Source organism: Pseudomonas sp. 478 (assembly GCF_003254125.1).
Classification (GTDB): Bacteria; Pseudomonadota; Gammaproteobacteria; order Pseudomonadales; family Pseudomonadaceae; genus Aquipseudomonas.
Genome location: NZ_QKZG01000012.1, coordinates 63,130 through 82,813, shown reverse-complemented (window position 1 = coordinate 82,813; position 19,684 = coordinate 63,130). Strand labels below are relative to the sequence as shown.

13 protein-coding genes are annotated in these 19,684 nt (G+C 60.7%); 10 read left to right on the top strand and 3 right to left on the bottom strand.

The genetic code is table 11. The annotated features are described in order from the left end of the window. The first annotated feature begins 183 nt into the window (after positions 1-183). Positions 184-963 carry a TSUP family transporter gene (locus DFS28_RS23175; RefSeq protein ID WP_111451596.1) on the top strand — a complete coding sequence of 260 codons (780 nt, stop codon included), beginning with the start codon at positions 184-186 and terminating at the stop codon, positions 961-963. Here DFS28_RS23175 and nudC read toward each other — a convergent pair. Further along, complete coding sequence (gene nudC, locus DFS28_RS23170) at positions 931-1,761, bottom strand: NAD(+) diphosphatase (protein WP_111451595.1); 831 nt, start codon at positions 1,759-1,761, stop codon at positions 931-933. The two genes, DFS28_RS23175 and nudC, sit on opposite strands and share 33 nt — an antisense overlap. A 6-nt stretch (positions 1,762-1,767) precedes the next feature. Then, entirely contained in the window at positions 1,768-2,580 is an 813-nt protein-coding gene (locus DFS28_RS23165) for a crotonase/enoyl-CoA hydratase family protein (RefSeq protein ID WP_111451594.1), read from the bottom strand. 563 nt (positions 2,581-3,143) lie between these two features. Here DFS28_RS23165 and glgA point away from each other — a divergent pair. From glgA to DFS28_RS23120, 9 genes are all read left to right on the top strand, one after another. Then, positions 3,144-4,730: a glycogen synthase GlgA gene (gene glgA / locus DFS28_RS23160; RefSeq protein WP_111451593.1), complete on the top strand. Its 1,587-nt coding sequence runs from the start codon at positions 3,144-3,146 to the stop codon at positions 4,728-4,730. A 13-nt stretch (positions 4,731-4,743) separates the two neighbouring features. Beyond that, entirely contained in the window at positions 4,744-6,540 is a 1,797-nt protein-coding gene (gene treZ, locus DFS28_RS23155; RefSeq protein ID WP_111451592.1) for a malto-oligosyltrehalose trehalohydrolase, read from the top strand. Beyond that, a complete protein-coding gene (malQ, locus tag DFS28_RS23150) occupies positions 6,537-8,615 on the top strand; it encodes a 4-alpha-glucanotransferase (protein WP_111451591.1) in 2,079 nt (692 codons plus the stop codon). Before treZ ends, malQ begins: the two co-directional genes overlap by 4 nt. Continuing rightward, complete coding sequence (locus tag DFS28_RS23145; protein ID WP_111451590.1) at positions 8,612-11,398, top strand: malto-oligosyltrehalose synthase; 2,787 nt, start codon at positions 8,612-8,614, stop codon at positions 11,396-11,398. The genes malQ and DFS28_RS23145 overlap by 4 nt, the downstream gene beginning before the upstream one ends. 21 nt (positions 11,399-11,419) lie before the next feature. Further along, positions 11,420-11,737 (top strand): DUF2934 domain-containing protein, encoded by a 318-nt coding sequence (locus DFS28_RS23140; RefSeq protein ID WP_111451589.1) that lies wholly within the window; start codon positions 11,420-11,422, stop codon positions 11,735-11,737. A 114-nt stretch (positions 11,738-11,851) separates the two neighbouring features. Beyond that, the gene (gene glgX / locus DFS28_RS23135; protein ID WP_111451588.1) at positions 11,852-14,011 is read left to right on the top strand and encodes a glycogen debranching protein GlgX; all 2,160 of its coding nucleotides are present in this window, start codon (positions 11,852-11,854) and stop codon (positions 14,009-14,011) included. A gap of 155 nt (positions 14,012-14,166) precedes the next feature. Further along, positions 14,167-14,925, top strand: coding sequence for a PIG-L deacetylase family protein (locus DFS28_RS23130; RefSeq protein ID WP_111451587.1), 759 nt, complete (start codon positions 14,167-14,169; stop codon positions 14,923-14,925). A gap of 147 nt (positions 14,926-15,072) precedes the next feature. Continuing rightward, positions 15,073-15,873, top strand: a complete 801-nt coding sequence (locus DFS28_RS23125; protein ID WP_111451586.1) for an endonuclease/exonuclease/phosphatase family protein — start codon at positions 15,073-15,075, stop codon at positions 15,871-15,873. Positions 15,874-16,242: 369 nt separating this feature from the next. Beyond that, a complete protein-coding gene (locus DFS28_RS23120; RefSeq protein ID WP_111451585.1) occupies positions 16,243-17,316 on the top strand; it encodes an autotransporter outer membrane beta-barrel domain-containing protein in 1,074 nt (357 codons plus the stop codon). 134 nt (positions 17,317-17,450) lie between these two features. Here DFS28_RS23120 and glgB read toward each other — a convergent pair whose 3' ends face one another. Further along, entirely contained in the window at positions 17,451-19,682 is a 2,232-nt protein-coding gene (gene glgB / locus DFS28_RS23115; RefSeq protein ID WP_111451584.1) for a 1,4-alpha-glucan branching protein GlgB, read from the bottom strand. Positions 19,683-19,684 lie beyond the last annotated feature (2 nt).

Below are 19,684 nucleotides of genomic sequence, written 5' to 3'. Positions count from 1 at the left end.
TGGGTAAGATATCGGCCCTTCCCCGCAGCCCTGCCACATTGATTTGTGCAACGCCGCACATCCCCTGTGGGAGTGAGCCTGCTCGCGATGAGGCCAGAGCGGTCGCCGCAGAAGTTGGATATGGGTAAGATATCGGCCCTTCCCCGCAGCCCTGTCCTGCACCCCGCCGAATAAGCCGATTCCATGCCTTTCGAACTCAGTGTTGACCTCACCACCCTGGCCATTCTGGCTCTCGTCGCTTTCATTGCCGGTTTCATTGACGCCATTGCCGGCGGTGGTGGTCTGTTGACCACTCCGGCGCTGCTGACCGCAGGCCTGCCACCGCATCTGGTGCTGGGCACCAACAAGCTCAGTTCGACGTTCGGCTCGGCCACCGCCAGTTTCACCTTCTACCGACGCAAGCTGTTCCATCCCAGGCAGTGGATGCACGCCATTGTCGGCACGCTGGTGGGCGCGCTGACGGGTGCCGTGGTCGCTCACTACCTGCCGGCGGAATGGCTGAACAAGATGCTCCCGGTGATCGTTTTTGCCTGCGGCATCTATCTGTTGTTTGGCGGCACGCCGAAAGCACCGCTGGACAGCGATGCACCGATCAAGAAAAAGTGGCAATCGACCCAAGGCTTCGGCCTGGGCTTTTACGACGGTGTGGCCGGTCCCGGCACGGGCGCGTTCTGGACCGTCAGCACGATGCTGATGTACCCCATCGACCTGGTGAAAGCCAGCGGCGTGGCGCGCAGCATGAACTTCGTCAGCAACATTGCGGCACTGTCGGTGTTCGTGTTTTCCGGGCAAGTGGACTGGATCATCGGCCTGAGCATGGGCCTGTCGGTGATGATCGGGGCGTTCTTCGGGGCTCGCACCGCCATCAGCGGCGGTGCGAAGTTCATTCGCCCGGTGTTCATCACTGTGGTGCTGGGCTTGACCGTGCGGTTAGCCTGGCAACACTGGTTCAGCGTGGCCTAAGCGCCGCGCCACATAGACGTCGATCAGGTAACGGGCAATCGAGCGTGACGCCGGTAACGGCGGCAGCTCATGAACGTTGAACCACTGGGCGTCTTCGATCTCGTCTTCCTGACACACGATCTCGCCACCGGCGTATTCGGCATGGAAACCCAGCATCATCGAATGCGGGAACGGCCAGCACTGGCTGCCCATGTACTGGATGTTCTTGACCTCGATCTGAACTTCTTCGCGGACTTCGCGAATCAGGCAGTCTTCGGCCGACTCGCCCGGTTCGGCAAACCCTGCCAGCGTGCTGTAAACACCGGTGACGAAACGCGGCGAACGCGCCAGCAGGACTTCATCGCCTCGGGTCACCAGTACGATCATGCTCGGCGAAATCCGCGGGTAGCTGCGTAAATCACACGGCTCGCAATACATCGCCCGTTCCCGGGTCACTTGGGTCATCGCCTGCCCGCAGTTACCGCAAAAGCGGTGTTCGCGGGCCCAGGTGCCAATTTGCGCGGCATAACCGAGCATCCTGTAAACCGTATGGTCGCCTTCGAGCATGAACGCCCGCAGGCCTTTCCAGTTGCAGCCCGGCACCTCGCTGTGACTGCGCAGCTCCAATAAATAGACCGGCTCGCCGTCCAGGTGACCAATGCCATGTTCGGCGAGGATCGACAGGTCCTGGCGCTTGAGCCATTCGCGGGGGAACAGCGCGCCATTGTCATCGAACAGAAAGCCTTCGGGGCTACGCGCCACGGCCCAGCCGCCGGGTTGGTCGGTGTCCAGTACTGCAGTGGTCCAGCGTGAAGTCATTTTTAATCAGTCCAGAAATTCGGGTTTCTGTTTGCTCATATGGGCGGCCATGGCCACGCGCAGATCGGTGGATTGCAGCATGGCGGCGTTCCAGGTGGCGACGTATTCGAGGCCGTCATCGATGCGATGATCGCGCATGTAGCTGATCATCTCTTTGGTGCCGGTGATCGCAATCGGCGACTTGCTGGCGATTTCGCGGGCTATGCCCATGACACCGTCGAGCAGGCTGGCGGTGTCGCTGTAAACACGATTGACCAGGCCCATGCCACGCGCTTCCTCGGCACCGAACGTGCGACCAGTGTAAGCCAGTTCACGCAGCATGCCGTCACCAATGATCCGCGGCAAGCGTTGCAAAGTGCCAACGTCGGCCGCCATGCCGATGTCGATTTCCTTGATCGAGAATTGTGCATCTTCGGCGGCGTAACGCATGTCACAAGCCGCAATCAAATCAATGGCGCCGCCCAGGCAATAACCCTGAACCGCCGCCAGTACCGGCTTGCGGCAATTGTCGACAGCATTGAAAGACGCTTGCAGGGCGAGGATCTTGCGGCGCAACAGGCGCGCGTTGCGCCCCACGTCCTTGCCCAGTTCATTGGCCACACCGGCCAGCATCATCAGGTCGATACCGGAAGAGAAATGCTTGCCCGCACCACTGAGGACCACCACCCGGACTTCGTCGGTGTCATCAATCCACTGGAAAATATCGATGATCTCGCTCCAGAACGCAGCATTCATCGAATTGATCTTTTCCGGCCGGTTGATCTGCACATGGGCGATCTTATCGGCCAGTTCGACGGTGAACGCAGTGTACTGAGACATGGCAGTGATCCTTTTACCGGGCAGCAAATGAGGCCCGGACTATAACAAGGCAACATGGCCGGCTGTAAGGCAGTGGTTCGGCCAAAGACGGGACTTGTCCGCTACGCACCACAACAGTGCGCGAACATGGCTGTGTCTCGCACACTCATGTGACATTCCGAATATTTTTTGTGGCAGAACTGCAAAAAAACATGCCCTTCGTCGGTGCGTTTCTCCCTCCAAGCGGTACGTCCGTACCTCTTTAAACCGATTGTCGAACAATTTTGCCATATGGGCTCCCCCGCTCTAAGTTCTGGCCTAGACTCAGTTCCGCGGGGCAAAACCGGTCGGTCACAAAGCGGAAAAAAAGTCGAAACTTTTGCCGGTCGTGACGGGTCAGCTTAAAAGGAGGTGCGTTGCGACTGGTGCAATCCTTGCAACGATCTCTCCAGCCATTCTGCTTCATCGCATTGGCAGCGCTTGCTCACCGATGCGTAGCGCGTTTGCGCCTGGCCACAGGAATTGGCCACGAAATACCGTTTGTGCCAGACCTAAGAATTAGATCAACAACACGGGAGATTCATATGATCAGTGCGGCTTTAGATATTCAGGGAGAACGTGCTCATCAGCAAGTCGGCGAAACGAGCGCCGTGAGTGCCCCCAGTCACCAATCGATCAGCGTCCCCGGCACCAAGACGCTGGCACCGGTGGCCAGTCAGAATCCCAACAAGAAGAAAGTGCTGTTCGTCACCTCGGAGATCGCCGATCTGGTGAAAACCGGTGGTCTGGGCGACGTTTCCGCAGCGCTGCCGCGAGCCATGGCTCATTTGCATGATGTGCGAGTGTTGATCCCCGGTTACCCGCAAGTGCTGCACAGCGAAAATCCGATTCATATCATTGGCGAGCTCGGTGGTCACGCCGCGTTGCCTCCCTGCAAGATCGGGCGCATGGACATGCCCGACGGTCTGGTCATTTACGTATTAATCTGCCCCGAACTCTACGAGCGCGAGGGTTCGCCTTACGGCGCCAACAACGGCCGCGACTGGCCGGACAACCACATTCGTTTCGCCCGTCTGGGCCTGGCCGCCGCCGATATCGCCGCCAACCTTGCACAAATTCACTGGTGCCCGGACCTGGTGCACGCCCATGACTGGCCTGCCGGTCTGGCACCCGCTTACATGCACTGGCGTGGACAGCGCACCCCGACGCTGTTCACCATTCATAACCTCGCCTATCAGGGCGTGACCAGTCTTGGGTCGTGCCCGGAACTGGGTATTCCCATGCATGCCTTGCAACAGGAAGGCATGGAGTTCTACGGCAAGATGTCGTTCCTCAAGGCCGGCATGGCTTATTCGAGCCACATCACCACCGTCAGCGCCACCTATGCCCAGGAAATCACCACCCCGGCCTTCGGCTGCGGTCTCGACGGTTTTCTTGCCGCCAAGACCCAGCAAGGTCTGCTCAGTGGTATCCCCAATGGCATCGATGAAAGCTGGGACGCGGCCACCGACCCGCACCTGTTCTGCCCCTTCAAAATTGGCGATTGGGAAGGCAAAGCGGTCAACGCCGCCCACGTGCGTGAGCTGTTTGGCCTGGACGATAGCGAAGGTCCGCTGTTCGCTGTGGTGTCGCGACTGGTCTATCAGAAAGGCCTGGACCTGACCGAAGCCGTCTCCGACTACATCGTCAAATCTGGCGGGCAGATCGCGATCATCGGTCGTGGCGAGCCGGAAGAAGAACAAGCCATGCGTGAACTGGCCCTGCGTTTTCCAGGCCAGGTCGGCGTGCGCATCGGTTTCAACGAAACCGACGCCCGTCGCATGTTCGCCGGCAGTGATTTCCTGCTGATGCCTTCGCGTTACGAGCCTTGCGGCCTGAGCCAGATGTACGCCCAGCGCTTCGGTTCGTTGCCGGTGGCACGCAACACCGGGGGTTTGGCCGACACCATTGAAAACGGCGTGACCGGTTTCCTGTTCGACGAATCCACGGCTGAAAGTTACGAGGAAGCCCTGAGCCGGGCCTTCAAGGTCTTCGCCTTCCCCGACCTGCTCAATGCCATGCGCTGCCGAGCCATGGCCGCGCCTTTCAACTGGTGCAAGGCAGTCGAACCGTACGCCGAACTCTACGAAAAACTGGTGACCAAGGCGCTGGGCAAATCGGGCAAACATTAAGAGGTTTTCAAAGATGCCGTTACGGACCCTTGAGACCTGGCCCCACGGCGCAATCATGCTGGACGCAGAACACACGCGTTTTGCCTTGTGGGCGCCAGATGCGTTTTACGTCAGTGTCGAACTGGAAGATGGACAGTCCTTGCCACTCCTGCCCCAGGCAGATGGTTGGTTCGTGATCAATACCCGCTGCCCCGCCGGCACGCGTTACCGCTACAACATCGACGGCGAGCTGGAGGTGCCCGACCCGGCCTCCCGCGCGCAGGCCGGTGATATCGACCGCCACAGCGTGGTGGTCGACCCACTTGCCTATCAATGGCAACACAGCGCCTGGCTTGGGCGGCCGTGGAATGAGGCGGTGATCTACGAATTGCACGTCGGTGCGCTCGGCGGCTTCAGCGAAGTCGAGCAGCACCTGGCGCGCCTCGTGGAGCTGGGCATCAGCGCGATCGAACTGATGCCGCTGGCGCAGTTCCCCGGTGATCGCAATTGGGGTTACGACGGGGTTCTGCCCTACGCGCCCCAAGCCTCCTACGGCACTCCCGAACAACTCAAACACCTGATCGACACCGCCCACGGCCATGGCCTGGCGGTGATTCTCGACGTGGTTTACAACCACTTCGGCCCGGACGGTAATTACCTGCATCGCTACGCCAAGGGCTTCTTCCGCGAAGACAAGCACACCCCGTGGGGTGCGGCGATCGACTTCCGGCGGCGCGAGGTGCGGGACTTCTTCATCGACAATGCGTTGATGTGGTTGCTGGAGTACCGCTTCGATGGCTTGCGCCTGGACGCGGTGCACGCCATCGAAGACCCGGACTTTCTTCGGGAACTGGCGCAAAAGGTTCGCCAGCAAACCGATCCGGCCAGGCATGTGTGGCTGACCGTTGAAAACGAACACAACCAGGCCAGCCTGCTCGAAGAAGGCTTCGACGCGCAGTGGAACGACGACGGCCACAACGCCTTGCACGTGCTGCTGACCGGCGAAACCGACGCCTATTACGCCGACTACGCGCAAAACCCCACCGAGCAACTGGCACGTTGCCTGAGCCAGGGCTTCGTGTTTCAGGGCCACGTAACCCGTCACGGTACAACCCGCGGTGAGCCCAGCGGTCATTTGCCGCCGAGTGCTTTCGTGCTGTTCCTGCAAAATCACGACCAGATCGGCAACCGCGCCTTGGGCGAACGATTACATCAATTGGCCAACCCCGATGCGCTCAAGGCCGCCACCGCATTACTGCTGTTGTCACCGATGATCCCGCTGATGTTCATGGGCGACGAGTTCGCCGCCGAACAACCGTTCCTGTTCTTCACCAGCCATCACGGAGAACTCGCGGAGTTGGTCCGCGAGGGACGCCGTAACGAGTTTGCAGCGTTCAGCGCGTTTGCTGATCCGCACACACGCGAGCAGATTCCCGACCCCAACGCGCGCCAGACCTTTGAGGCTTCACGCCCCGAGCTGACATCAACCCGACAATCCGCCATGCACGACCTGTATCGCCAACTGTTGCAGATCCGCCATCAGCAGATCATCCCCCGCCTGCCCGGTGCGCAAGCATTGGGCGCCGAGGTGCTGGCCACAGGCGCGGTAACGGCGCGCTGGCGACTGGGCGATGGCAGTCAGCTGCGTATTGACCTGAACCTCAGCGACACGCCTGTGGTCCACTCCCCACAGGCCGACGCTTCGTTGTTGTTCGAATACCCGCCACAGTCAGCCGGCCTGTTGGATCAGGGCACGCTTGCCCCGTATTGCGCGCTAGTCAACCTCACGGCCGCAGCCCCTTTGCTACCCCCGGATGGAGAGCGCCAATGAGCGATGCGCAACTGGAAATACTGGCCAGCCGAGCAGGCCTGGCAGTCGACTGGATCGACGCCAACGGCCGCCCACAGAAAGTCGCTCCATCAGTGTTACGCAACGTCCTTACCGGACTCGGCCACCCGGCCGGCAGCGCTCAGGAAATCGACGCCAGCCTGCAAGAACTGCAGCAGGTGCAACAAACCCGACACCTGCCACCGCTGCTGACCGCAGACTTCGGAGTCGGCCTCAGCCTGGCGCATTACTTTGAGCCCGAAACGCCGTGCGAGATCCACCTTGAAGATGGCTCGCGACTTCATTTAAAACTGGATGCCGAGGCGGTGTTGCCCGGCCTGATTCCGGTCGGTTATCAACACGTCAGCATCGACGGACAGGCATTTACGCTGGCCGTTGCACCGGCTCGCTGCTACAGCGTCGGCGATGCCGTCGACAGCCCGATCCCCCGCGCCTGGGGCCTGAGCGTGCAGCTGTATTCGCTGCGTCGTCCGGGCGATGGCGGTTTCGGCGATACCCAGGCACTGGAAGACCTGGCCCGGGTGGCCGGCGAACGCGGTGCCGAAGCGCTGGCGATCAGTCCGCTGCACGCGATGTTCGGCAGCGACACCCAGCGTTACAGCCCGTATTCGCCTTCCAGCCGTTTGTTTCTCAACAGCCTGTACGCCGCACCCGGCGCCATCCTGGGCGATCGAGCATTGCGTACCGCGATTGATGCAACCGGCCTGGCGGCAGAACTCAAGCACCTTGAAGCCTCGCCGTTGATTGATTGGCCGGTGGCGGCCGAAGCCAAACATCGTCTGTTGCAAGCGTTGTACGAAGGCTTTGTCCAGGGCGAACACCCGTTGCATGCCGATTTCAGCAGCTTCCGCCACGCGGCGGGCGAAGCCCTGGAAAACCACTGCCGCTTTGAAGCCATTCAAGAAGCCCGCGCCGCCAAGGGTGAAAGTCTCGACTGGCGGCATTGGCCCGAGCAATGGCAAAACCCGCGCAGCGCGGCCCTGGCCGAATTCGCCGAAGAGAATGCCGGGCGCATCGGCTTCTTTGCCTTCTGCCAATGGCTGATCACACGCTGCCTGGAACGCGCCCAAACCGCCGCCCGCAGCGCTGGCATGAGCATTGGCCTGATCGCCGATCTGGCGGTGGGTGCCGATGGCGGTGGCAGTCAGGCCTGGAGTCGTCAGGACGAGTTGCTCGCCTCGCTGACCGTGGGTGCACCACCGGACATTCTCAACCGCACCGGTCAGGGCTGGGGGATTTCCGCGTTCTCGCCCGAAGGTCTGGTACGCAACGGCTTTCGTGCCTTCATCGAAATGCTCCGCGCCAATTTTGCCCACGCCGGCGGCCTGCGCATCGATCACGTCATGGGCCTGCAACGGCTATGGGTGATCCCCAATGACGCGTCACCCGCCGACGGCGCCTACCTCTATTACCCGGTGGACGACCTGCTGCGCTTGCTGACCCTCGAGTCCCATCGCCATCAGGCCATCGTCCTCGGTGAAGACCTCGGCACCGTGGCCGATGGTCTGCGAGAAAAGCTCATCGCCCGCTCGATCCTGGGTATGCGCGTGCTGTTGTTCGAACAGGACAACGCGCACTTCAAGCCGATTCTCGACTGGCCAGACAACGCACTGGCGACCACCAGCACCCATGACCTGCCGACGCTCAATGGCTGGTGGCATGGCCGCGATATCGACTGGAACGCCCGACTGGGCCTGGTCGACGCCCCGGGTGAAATCGAATGGCGCCATCACCGCGAACGCGAGCGTGAAGGCCTGCGCCGGGTATTGAGCGAGGACCCGCAGAACTTTCGCGACGAGTCCCATGAAACCGATCAAGTGCTCGACGCCGCGATACGTTTCCTCGGTCATACCCGTGCGCCCTTGGTGTTGCTGCCGCTGGAAGATGCCCTGGGCATCGAGCAGCAGGCCAATCTGCCCGGCACCACCGACACGCACCCCAACTGGTCCCGACGCCTGCCCGGCGACAGTGAAGCCTTGCTCGATGACCCGGACGCCGCCCGACGCCTGGAACTGCTCGCCTGTGCGCGGCTTCAGGCGGCCGAGCGTGACCAATGAAGCAAACGCTTATCCAACCGCTGCGGGCGACCCTGCGGCTGCAGTTCCATAAAGACTTCACGCTGGACGATGCGGTGCCGCTGGTGCCGTACTTCGCCAGCCTCGGCATCAGCCACGTCTATGCGTCACCACTGCTGAGCGCCCGCGCCGGTTCCATGCACGGCTACGACGTCGTGGACCCGACCACGGTCAATCCGGAGCTGGGCGGCGAAGCGGCACTGCGGCGTTTGGTCAGCGCATTGCGCGAGCTGAACATGGGGCTGATCCTCGACATCGTCTCCAACCACATGGCCGTCGGCGGTGGCGATAATCCCTGGTGGCAGGATTTGCTGGAATGGGGACGCCTGAGCCCTTACGGCGAGTTCTTCGATATCCAGTGGCATTCGCCCGACCCATTGATGGAAGGTCAGTTGTTGCTGCCCTTCCTCGGCAGCGACTACGGCATCGCCTTGCAGGACGGCACCCTGCCCCTGCGTTTCGATGCGCAAAAGGGCGCGTTTTATGTCGCGCACTATGAGCATCACTTCCCGATCTGCCCGACGAATTACGGCGAACTGCTCAGGACCGATGACCCGCTGAGCGCCGAATCGCTCAAGTCGCTGGCAGACCGTTTCAGCACCTTGAGCTACCAGACCGACGCCCACAGCCTGGCGATACCGCTGAAAACAGAGTTGCGTGAACGGGCCAGCGATCCGGTGATTCTGCAGGCCATCCAGCAAAACCTCAGCGCTTACGACTCGCTCACCGCCGAAGGTTTCCAGCGCCTGCACCAGTTGCTTGAACGCCAAAGCTATCGCCTGGCCAGTTGGCGCACGGCGGCAGATGACATCAACTGGCGGCGTTTTTTCGATGTCAACGAACTGGGCGGCCTGCGGGTCGAACGCCCCGCCGTGTTCGAAGCCACCCATGCAAAAATCTTCGAGCTGGTGGCCGAAGGCCTGGTTGACGGTCTGCGCATCGACCACATCGACGGTCTCGCCGACCCTCGGGGCTACTGCCGCAAATTGCGGCGACGGGTCGACAGCCTGTCGCCGGATCGGCACCTGCCGATCTACGTCGAGAAGATCCTCGGCGAAGGTGAAACCCTGCACCGTGACTGGTCGGTGGATGGCACCACGGGTTACGAGTTCATGAATCAACTGTCGCTGCTGCAACATGCTCCGGAAGGCGCCGACACATTGGCCGAACTGTGGAATCGCTACAGCGAACGGCCCGCCGATTTCCGTCAGGAAGCGCAATTGGCCCGCCAGCAGATTCTCAACGGTTCCCTCGCCGGAGACTTCGAAAGCGTCGCCCAGGCCCTGTTGCAAGTGGCCCGGGATGACCTGATGACCCGCGACCTGACCCTCGGTGCGATTCGTCGGGCGTTGCAGGAACTGATCGTGCATTTCCCGGTGTACCGCACCTACATCAGCCCCCGTGGGCGTACGGCTGAAGACGATGTGTTTTTCCAGCAAGCCATGAACGGTGCGAGGCTTACCCTCGGCGAGGCCGATTGGCCAGTACTCGATTGCCTGGCCCGCTGGCTGGGCGGTGAATCATGGCGCAAACGCCCGCTGGGCCGGCCGCGCAAGATGCTCAAGCATGCCTGTGTGCGTTTTCAGCAACTGACGTCGCCGGCGGCGGCGAAGGCCGTGGAGGACACCGCGTTCTATCGTTCGGCGACATTGTTGTCGCGCAATGACGTGGGCTTCAACACCGAACAGTTCAGCGCGCCGGTAGCCGACTTCCATGCGGCTTGCGTCAACCGTCTCGACGAGTTTCCCGATAATTTGCTGGCCACCGCGACCCACGACCACAAACGCGGCGAAGACACCCGCGCGCGCCTGGCGGTGCTGAGCGAGCGCAGTGCCTGGTACGCCGAGCAAGTGCCGCTCTGGCAGGCCCTCGCCCGCCCCCTGCGCGACGACGACCAGATGCCGACGGCGGGCGATGAGTTGATCCTCTATCAAGCGATCCTCGGCAGCTGGCCGCTCGATCTGCGCAGTGACGATCAAACAGCCTTGGAGAACTACACTCAACGGGTGTGGCAGTGGCAACAGAAAGCCTTGCGCGAAGCCAAGTTGCAAAGCAGCTGGAGCGCGCCGAACGAGGCTTACGAACACGCGGTTCAGCAATTCCTGCAACGTCTGCTTCTGAGCCCCGAAGGTGAACCGTTACGCGCGGCCCTCGGCAAGGCAGCCAAGAGCATCGCCGTTCCCGGCGCACTCAACGGATTGGCGCAAACCTTGCTGCGCATGACCGTGCCGGGGGTGCCGGATCTTTATCAGGGCAACGAGTACTGGGACTTCTCGCTGGTCGATCCGGACAACCGCCGGCCGGTGGATTACGCCAGCCGTCAGCAGTCGATGCAGACGCCCTTGGCACTGCCCGGGCTGTTGGCTGACTGGCGCGACGGGCGTATTAAACAAACGCTGATCGCTCATGTGTTGAACCTGCGGTTCGAGCACACCGAGCTGTTTCGGCGGGGGACGTATCAAGCCCTTGAAGTCGTCGGCAGCCAGGCTCACAGGGTGCTCGCATTTGCGCGCTCGCTGGAAGGAAAACGCGCCATCGTGATCGTGCCGATACGCTGCGCCGAACTGCTGAAAAACAGTGCCCAACCCCTGATTGACGCGCCGCTGTGGGGCGATACACGGGTCAAATTACCGTTCACCGCCCCTGAGGAACATTTGAAGGGACTTTTTTCAAGCACAACAGTCACACACCAAAGGGAGCTGAACATCAGCGACGGGCTGGGGGATTTCCCGGTCAATCTATTTATCCAAACTACCCACACTTGAGTTCAGTTCAGGAGCATTGCGATGAGCACTAACGATAAACGTATCCGCGAATTCGCCTATCAGATCTGGGAATCGGAAGGAAAACCCGAAGGCCAGGACGCTCGCCACTGGGAGATGGCCCGCAAACTGGCTGAAGCCGAAGCCCTGGCACCGAGCAAATCGGCAAAAGCGGCTGCCAGCAAAACCGCCGGCACCAAGGCCCCTGCCAGCAAACCCAATGGCAAGGCGGCGGAGCCAAAAACCAAAGCCAAGCCCGCCGCTGCCTCCAAGGTCATCCCGCCGGGCGAGAAAGCCAGCGAGAAAAAGCCTCGAGCAGCGCGTAAGCCGCCCGCTGTCTGACGCCTTTCACCTTTGTCCTGATTGACCTCGTGGCGAGCCTTCTCGCCACCGAGGGCTCGCTCGCCCTCAAAAAAAACCAGAGCCAAGAATTGTCCCCCCTTTGCAGGAGCACCTATGACCAGTCCGAAGAAAGCCGCGCCAGAACCTCAACTCGAGGCCTCGCGAATCCGTGAAGGCTTGCCCTTCCCGCTGGGCGCGACCTGGGATGGCCTAGGGGTCAACTTCGCCTTGTTTTCCGCCAATGCCACCAAGGTCGAGCTGTGCATCTTCGATGATGCCGGCGAGGTCGAACTGGAACGCATCGAACTGCCGGAATACACCGACGAGATCTACCACGGCTACCTGCCCGACGCGCATCCGGGGATGATCTACGGCTACCGTGTCTACGGCCCGTACGACCCGGCGAACGGTCATCGCTTCAACCCCAACAAACTGCTGATCGACCCCTACGCCAAACAACTGGTCGGCCAGTTGAAATGGTCCGAAGCGCTGTTCGGCTACACCATCGGCCACCCCGACGCCGACCTCAGTTTCGATGAGCGCGACAGCGCGCCGTTCGTGCCCAAGTGCAAGGTGATCGACCCCGCCCACACCTGGGGTCACGACCATCGGGTCAGCGTGCCGTGGGACAAGACCATCATTTATGAGACTCACGTGCGCGGTATCAGCATGCGTCACCCCTCCGTCCCCGAGAATGTGCGCGGCACCTTCGCCGGGCTGATGGTGGATGATGTGCTGGAACACATCCGCAAGCTCGGCGTGTCGACCGTGGAATTGCTGCCGATTCATGCCTTCGTCAACGACCAGCATCTGTTGCACAAAGGCATGACCAATTACTGGGGCTACAACAGCATCGCGTTCTTCGCCCCCGACCCGCGTTACCTGGCCAGCGGCAAGATCGCCGAGTTCAAGGAGATGGTTGCACACCTGCACGAAGCCAATCTTGAAGTGATCCTCGACGTGGTCTACAACCACACCGCCGAGGGCAACGAACAAGGCCCGACCCTGTCCATGCGCGGCATCGACAACGCCTCTTACTACCGCTTGATGCCCGACGACAAGCGCTTCTACATCAACGATTCCGGTACCGGCAACACCCTGGACCTGAGTCACCCGTGCGTGCTGCAAATGGTCACCGACTCCCTGCGCTACTGGGCCTCGGAAATGCACGTGGACGGTTTCCGTTTCGACCTGGCGACCATTCTCGGGCGCTACCACGATGGCTTCGACGAACGTCACAGCTTCCTTGTGGCCTGCCGCCAGGACCCGGTGCTGCGCCAGGTGAAAATGATTGCAGAAGCCTGGGATTGCGGCCCCGGCGGCTATCAGGTCGGTAACTTTCCGCCCGGCTGGGTCGAGTGGAATGACAAATTCCGCGACACCGTGCGTGCGTTCTGGAAAGGCGACGACGGCCAACTGGCCGACTTCGCCAGTCGCATGACCGCCTCCGGCGAGATGTTCAATCAGCGTGGCCGACGGCCGTACGCCTCAGTGAACTTCGTTACCGCCCATGACGGTTTCACCCTGAACGACCTGGTGTCGTACAACGACAAACACAACGAAGCCAACGACGAGAACAATCAGGACGGCAGCAACAACAACCTGTCCTGGAACCACGGCGTCGAAGGCCCGACCGACGATCCCGAGATCAATGAGCTGCGTCAGCGCCAAATGCGCAATTTCTTTGCCACGCTGCTGCTGTCCCAAGGCACGCCGATGCTGGTGGCCGGCGACGAATTCGCCCGCACCCAGGAGGGCAACAACAACGCCTATTGCCAGGACAGCGAGATCGGTTGGGTCAATTGGGACCTGAGCGAAGACGGCAAGGCCCTGCTCAAGTTCGTCAAACGGCTGATCAAGTTGCGCCTGGCCTACCCGATCCTGCGTCGCGGCCGGTTCCTGGTGGGCAATTACAACGAGGACATCGGCGTCAAGGATGTCACCTGGCTCGCGCCGGATGGCAGCGAAATGTCCATCGAACAATGGGAGGAAGGCCATGGCCGCTGCCTCGGCATGCTGATGGATGGCCGTGCTCAGGAAACCGGTATTCGCCGCAAAGGTGCTGACGCCACCTTGCTGTTGGTGGTCAACGCGCATCACGACATCGTCAATTTCCTGCTTCCGGAAGTGCCTGATGGCGGTTTCTGGACCTGCATGATCGACACCAATCAACCGTCGATTCGCGGGCAGGAACGCTTCGAGTTCGGGCACGAATATTCGGTTACTGGCCGTTCGCTGCTGCTGTTCGAATTGCAGCGTGAGGAAGAAGAGTGAAATGGACCTTCAGGGATTAGCTGCCGCCCGGATGAAAAAACATGCCGAATGGAACATCGGGGCGACGAATAGCGTGACATGAGCAATACTCTGTTCGCGGCAATCCAGGGTTTGGAGCGCCGCACATTGCTATCAACTAGAACAAGGACGTAGCCATGAAATCCGTCACCATCAGTGAAAGCAGCCTACCCGTACAAATCTGGAACAGCGCTCCGCAACTGGACAACATTCCTGTCATCAGCACTCAGACCCTGGTCCCCGCCGGCGCACGCGCTGTAGTGATTGCCCCACACCCTGGCGATGAAGTCGTGACCTGCGGCGGCCTGCTGCAGTTGCTCAGCGCCCTGGGACATCCCCTGCAATTAATCTCGATGACCGACGGCAGCGCCAGCCATCCGGGCTCGCAACAGTGGTCGGAGAAACGCTTGAGCGTGTTCCGCCCCCAAGAAAGCCTCGAAGCCTTGCGCCGGCTCGGGCTGCCGATGCACAGCCTCAAATGGATTCGCGGTGGCTTCACCGATAACGCGCTGGCTGAACGGGAATTTCAGATGACTCAATTCATTGCCCGTTATTTACGCCCCGGGGATGTGGTGTTCAGCACCTGGCGCGAGGATGGCATTGTCGACCATGACGCCGTCGGCCGGGCCAGCGTCAAGGCCGCGGCCATGGTCGGGGCGGCGTTCAACGAAGTACCGGTCTGGGCCTGGCACTGGCCAACGCGTGATCGAGGGCTCATCCCGTGGCATCGCGCACGCAAGGTTCGCCTGGACACCTGGACCGTCGCGCGCAAAAGCCACGCCACCCACGCCTATGCCAGCCAGCTCGACGGCGAGCCCGCCATCGGCCTCGCCCCGCTGCTGCCCCCGGTGCTTCTGGAACGGATACGGTTGCCGTACGAAATTGTCTTCGTCTGACGCAGCGCTGGCAGCAGCCTGTAGCAGCTGTCGCAAGCTCGACAGCTGCTACATTTTACTGTGAAGGCTGCTTACGACGAATCACTCTGAACTGCCCGCCGCTGTATCAGTCGCATACATAACCCGTCCTGATTCAGAGGAGTGAACGTGACCAGTGATTCCAAGTGGCAGGCCGTCGAATCATCTCCGTTGAACACGCCCCCGGCGATTCATCGGCTGAGAGTACTGACGGTCAACACCCACAAGGGTTTTACCGCACTCAACCGACGTTTCATTCTCCCGGAACTGCGTGAAGCGGTACGCAGCACGTCGGCGGACCTGGTGTTTCTGCAGGAAGTCGTCGGTGAACACGACCGCCATTCCACTCGCTACAACGATTGGCCGCAGACCTCACAATACGAGTTCCTGGCCGACAGCATGTGGAGCGACTTCGCCTACGGTCGTAACGCGGTCTACCCCAACGGTCACCACGGCAATGCCCTGTTATCGAAGTACCCGATCCGCGAACACCGCAACCTCGACGTCTCGATCACCGGCCCCGAACGCCGCGGCCTGCTGCATTGCGTACTGGATGTGCCCGGGCACACTGAAGTGCATGCGATCTGCGTGCACTTGAGTCTGCTGGAAAGCCATCGACAGTTGCAGCTCCAGCTACTGTGCCAACTGCTCGAATCCTTGCCCGATGATGCACCGGTGATTATCGCCGGCGACTTCAACGACTGGCAGCTGCAAGGCAATACCGCCCTCGCCCGACGCGACTATCTGCATGAAGCCTTTGAGCGTCACCTCGGTCGCCCGGCGAAAACCTATCCGGCGCGCTTTCCGCTGCTGCGTCTGGATCGGATTTATCTGCGCAATGCCAGCAGTCATGAGCCGCGAATACTGGGGCACAAGCCCTGGACGCATTTGTCGGATCACTTGCCGTTGGCGGTGGAAGTGCATCTTTGAAACGTCCGCCGGCCTGCAAATATGGGTGTCAGAGTGAGTGGGCAGACCGGTAGCCCACTATCAAAAGTGCTCTGGGACGCGGATTTTTTGACGATTTTCCGAACAAACAAGAACTTAGATGTGCGGCGAAAATCAATCACTTGCAAGCCCTAAAATACAGCTACCATTTATCGGCCATTTTCTTGACGCAATGTCAAGGGTCTTCTTAGCTACACATTACTACCCCCGGAAATACACCAGGGGCAAACCCCAAGACACCCGCAAAATCGGGCGGCCAAAGGCTTGCCCCACTACATTCGGTCGCCCCTCATTCGGGTAGGAGAGAGACGCCAGAGCGAGATACCGCATGCGATTGCAAGGCAGACCTCCATGAAAACTTCATTCACCCAACAAGAGATCAAAGTAACTTTTTGCACTGTCTCGAGCTCACTTCTTCTGTGCTCGTCCATGGAAGCACTGGCAGGGCCGGCAGAGAATGAAACCACGCCTTGGTACCGTCAGGATGTTCCGGTCATGACCTTACCCTCCGTCACTTTCACCGCCCCCTACTCCGGCCACTTCAGCGCCGCCTCCGATACACGAAGTTCACACCTGACCATCGAGGGCGCGACACCTTCGGCCTGGGATCAGATGTATGGACTGGCTTCGCGGCAGGCGCAAACCGATGTTCTGGCTCAGGGGTTTGCCGTCCCTGGCAGTAGCGAATTCAAAGGTCCGGCGATCCTGACGCTGCAAAGCGATAGCGGTCATATCCAACGGCTCGGGCTGGTCGGCGGCATGACTCAGTTACAAGGCAACAGCAACGGGCTGCTGACCGGTCGCGCCCTTGCTGACCCCAGCCACGACACCCTCAACCTCGAAGGCCAGAGCCTCGGCGCTTACTGGAGTTTGACCGGGCCCCAAGGCTGGCACGTGGACTTGACGGCCAGCGGCGGCCGGGTCAACGGCTATACCCGCAATGACCAGGGCGCCCGACTGGCGACCGAGGGCAACGCGGTGACGCTGTCGGTGGAAGGTGGTTTCCCCATTGGTCTGAGCGATAACTGGGTCGTTGAACCCCAAGCGCAATTAATCAATCAACGCATTACCCTGGACACCCCGTATGCCGGCTCAGGCAATGCCTCGTCCGGCGATCTGACGTCCTGGAGCGGCCGGGTCGGTGCGCGGTTGAAAGGTAGTTACGACATCAACGGCCTGGGGGTCGAACCCTATGTGCGAACCAACGTGTGGCATACGGTGTACACCAGCGATACCGTGAACCTCGATCAGGTCGAGAAGATCAGCAGCAGCCGCTACTCATCGACCGTCGAAGTGGGTTTGGGCCTGGTGGCCAGAGTGACGCCCACCGTGAGTCTTTACGTCAGCGCCGACTACAGCAGTGATGTGGATGGCAATGATTTGAACGGGTTCATTGGGAGTTTGGGTGTGCGGATGCGGTGGTGAGTGTTTCAGTTCAAGAAATTGATTGTTCGGGCTGACGCCTTCGCGAGCAAGCCCGCTCCCACATTGGTTTTGTGTACGACATCAATCCAATGTGGGAGTGAGCCTGCTCGCGATGGGAGCGACTCGGTTTTAGATCAACCCTCCGGACGCAGCATCAACACCGCCAGCGGCGGCAGGTTCAATACCAACGAGAGTGCCTGGCCATGGCTCGGCTCATCCTCGGTAAACGCCCCGCCGCTGTTGCCATAGTTCGAACCGGCGTAAGTGGCCGCATCGCTGTTGATCACCTCGGTCCAACGCCCGGCAAACGGTACGCCAATGCGATAACCCTCACGCGGCACCGGGGTGAAGTTAGCCACCACCAACACCGGCCGCCCCTCCCTGCTCCAGCGCATGAAGGCGTAAACGCTGTTGACGGCATCATCACCAATCAACCACTGGAAGCCTTGCGGCGCGTCGTCCTGATCATGCAGCGCCGGTTCTTCGCGATACAGCCGATTAAGATCGCCGACGAGTTTCTGCACACCTTTGTGTTCCGAGTACTGCAGCAAGTACCAGTCGAGTTGCTGATCGTGGTTCCACTCACGCCACTGACCAAACTCGCAGCCCATGAACAACAGCTTCTTGCCCGGATGTGCCCACATAAAACTGAGGTAGGCGCGCAGGTTGGCGAATTTCTGCCAGCGATCGCCCGGCATCTTGTCGATCAGCGAGTGTTTGCCGTGTACCACCTCGTCGTGGGAAATCGGCAGGATAAAGCGCTCGGACCAGGCATACACCAGGCCAAAACTCAGTTCGTTGTGGTGATGGGCACGGTACACCGGGTCCTGCTGGATGTAGTGCAGCGAATCGTGCATCCAGCCCATGTTCCACTTGTAGTCGAAGCCCAGTCCGCCCTGTTGCGTGCCCTGGCTGACACCCGGCCATGCGGTGGACTCTTCGGCAATCACCAGCGCGCCAGGGGCTTCGAGGTCGACCACGTCATTGAGATGGCGCAGGAAGTCGATGGCTTCGAGGTTTTCCCGACCGCCGTGACGGTTTGGCACCCATTCGCCGGCCTTGCGCGAGTAATCGCGATACAGCATCGAAGCCACGGCATCGACCCGCAGGCCATCGACGTGGAAATGTTTGAGCCAGTGCAGCGCCGAGGCCAGCATGTAGCCGTGCACTTCGGTGCGACCCAGGTTGTAGATCAGCGTGTCCCAGTCCTGATGGAAGCCTTCCTGCGGGTTGCCGTATTCGTACAGCGCAGTGCCGTCGAATTGCGCCAGACCGTGAGTATCGGTCGGGAAATGGGCCGGCACCCAATCGAGGATCACGCCGATGTCAGCCTGGTGGCAGGCATTGACGAACGCGGCGAAGTCATCCGGCGAGCCGTAGCGGGCGCTCGGGGCGAATTGCGACAGCAGCTGATAGCCCCAGGAGCCGCCGAACGGGTGTTCCATGATCGGCATCAGCTCGATGTGGGTAAAACCCAGTTCCTTCACGTAAGGAATCAACCGCTCGGCCAACTCATGCCAGGTGTACAGGCGCGCAACTTCGCCCAGATCATCCAGCTCACATTGCCAGGAGCCGGCATGCAATTCGTAGATCGACAGCGGCGCACTCACCCGATGACGGTCGCCCCGGGATTGCATCCACTCGTGGTCCTGCCAGTCGATATTCAGCGGTGAAGCGACTTTTGACGCGGTGTCCGGCGGCAGCGAGGTGGCCAGCGCCATCGGGTCGGCCTTGAGTGGCAGAATGCCGTGGCTACCGAGGATTTCGTATTTGTACGTTTCCCCCGCTTGCATGCGCGGGACGAAAATTTCCCATACGCCGGTAGGATGACGCAGGCGCATCGGGTGCCGGCGACCGTCCCAGTTGTTGAAGTCGCCCACCACCGACACCCTTCTGGCGTTCGGTGCCCACACGGCGAAACGCACGCCATCGACACCGTCGACCGTTTTCAGCTGCGCGCCCAGGCAAGCGCTGAGATCGCGGTGATTACCTTCGGCGAACAGGTACAAGTCCATCTCGCCGAGCAACGGGCCAAAGCTGTAAGGGTCTTCGCAAACCTGTTCGCCGCCGGCCCACCGGGTTCGCAGCAGATACGGCTGCGCCCGATCGAAGTGCCCGACGAACAGGCCCGGCGTCTGGGTGGCCTCAAGGTTGCCGAGTTCTTCCCCGGAGTCCCTGGCCAGTACCTGCACGCTCAAGGCGTCCGGCAAATAGGCCCGAATGAATTGCCCGCCGGCACCATCGCCGTGGGGGCCAAGAATTGCAAAGGGGTCGTGATGTTCGGCGCGTACCAGTGCGTCGATGTCCCGCGATCTGGGCAGCAACGCTTCTTTAGCGTGACCCTGTTCCTTGTTCGAGAAACTCATGA

Coding starts and splice junctions, on each gene's coding strand:
- treZ (WP_111451592.1), top strand. CDS start 4,744: ATGCCGTTACGGACCCTTGAGACCTGGCCCCACGGCGCAATCATGCTG.
- DFS28_RS23120 (WP_111451585.1), top strand. CDS start 16,243: ATGAAAACTTCATTCACCCAACAAGAGATCAAAGTAACTTTTTGCACT.
- DFS28_RS23175 (WP_111451596.1), top strand. CDS start 184: ATGCCTTTCGAACTCAGTGTTGACCTCACCACCCTGGCCATTCTGGCT.
- glgX (WP_111451588.1), top strand. CDS start 11,852: ATGACCAGTCCGAAGAAAGCCGCGCCAGAACCTCAACTCGAGGCCTCG.
- DFS28_RS23140 (WP_111451589.1), top strand. CDS start 11,420: ATGAGCACTAACGATAAACGTATCCGCGAATTCGCCTATCAGATCTGG.
- DFS28_RS23165 (WP_111451594.1), bottom strand. CDS start 2,580: ATGTCTCAGTACACTGCGTTCACCGTCGAACTGGCCGATAAGATCGCC.
- DFS28_RS23130 (WP_111451587.1), top strand. CDS start 14,167: ATGAAATCCGTCACCATCAGTGAAAGCAGCCTACCCGTACAAATCTGG.
- glgA (WP_111451593.1), top strand. CDS start 3,144: ATGATCAGTGCGGCTTTAGATATTCAGGGAGAACGTGCTCATCAGCAA.
- malQ (WP_111451591.1), top strand. CDS start 6,537: ATGAGCGATGCGCAACTGGAAATACTGGCCAGCCGAGCAGGCCTGGCA.
- DFS28_RS23145 (WP_111451590.1), top strand. CDS start 8,612: ATGAAGCAAACGCTTATCCAACCGCTGCGGGCGACCCTGCGGCTGCAG.
- nudC (WP_111451595.1), bottom strand. CDS start 1,761: ATGACTTCACGCTGGACCACTGCAGTACTGGACACCGACCAACCCGGC.
- glgB (WP_111451584.1), bottom strand. CDS start 19,682: ATGAGTTTCTCGAACAAGGAACAGGGTCACGCTAAAGAAGCGTTGCTG.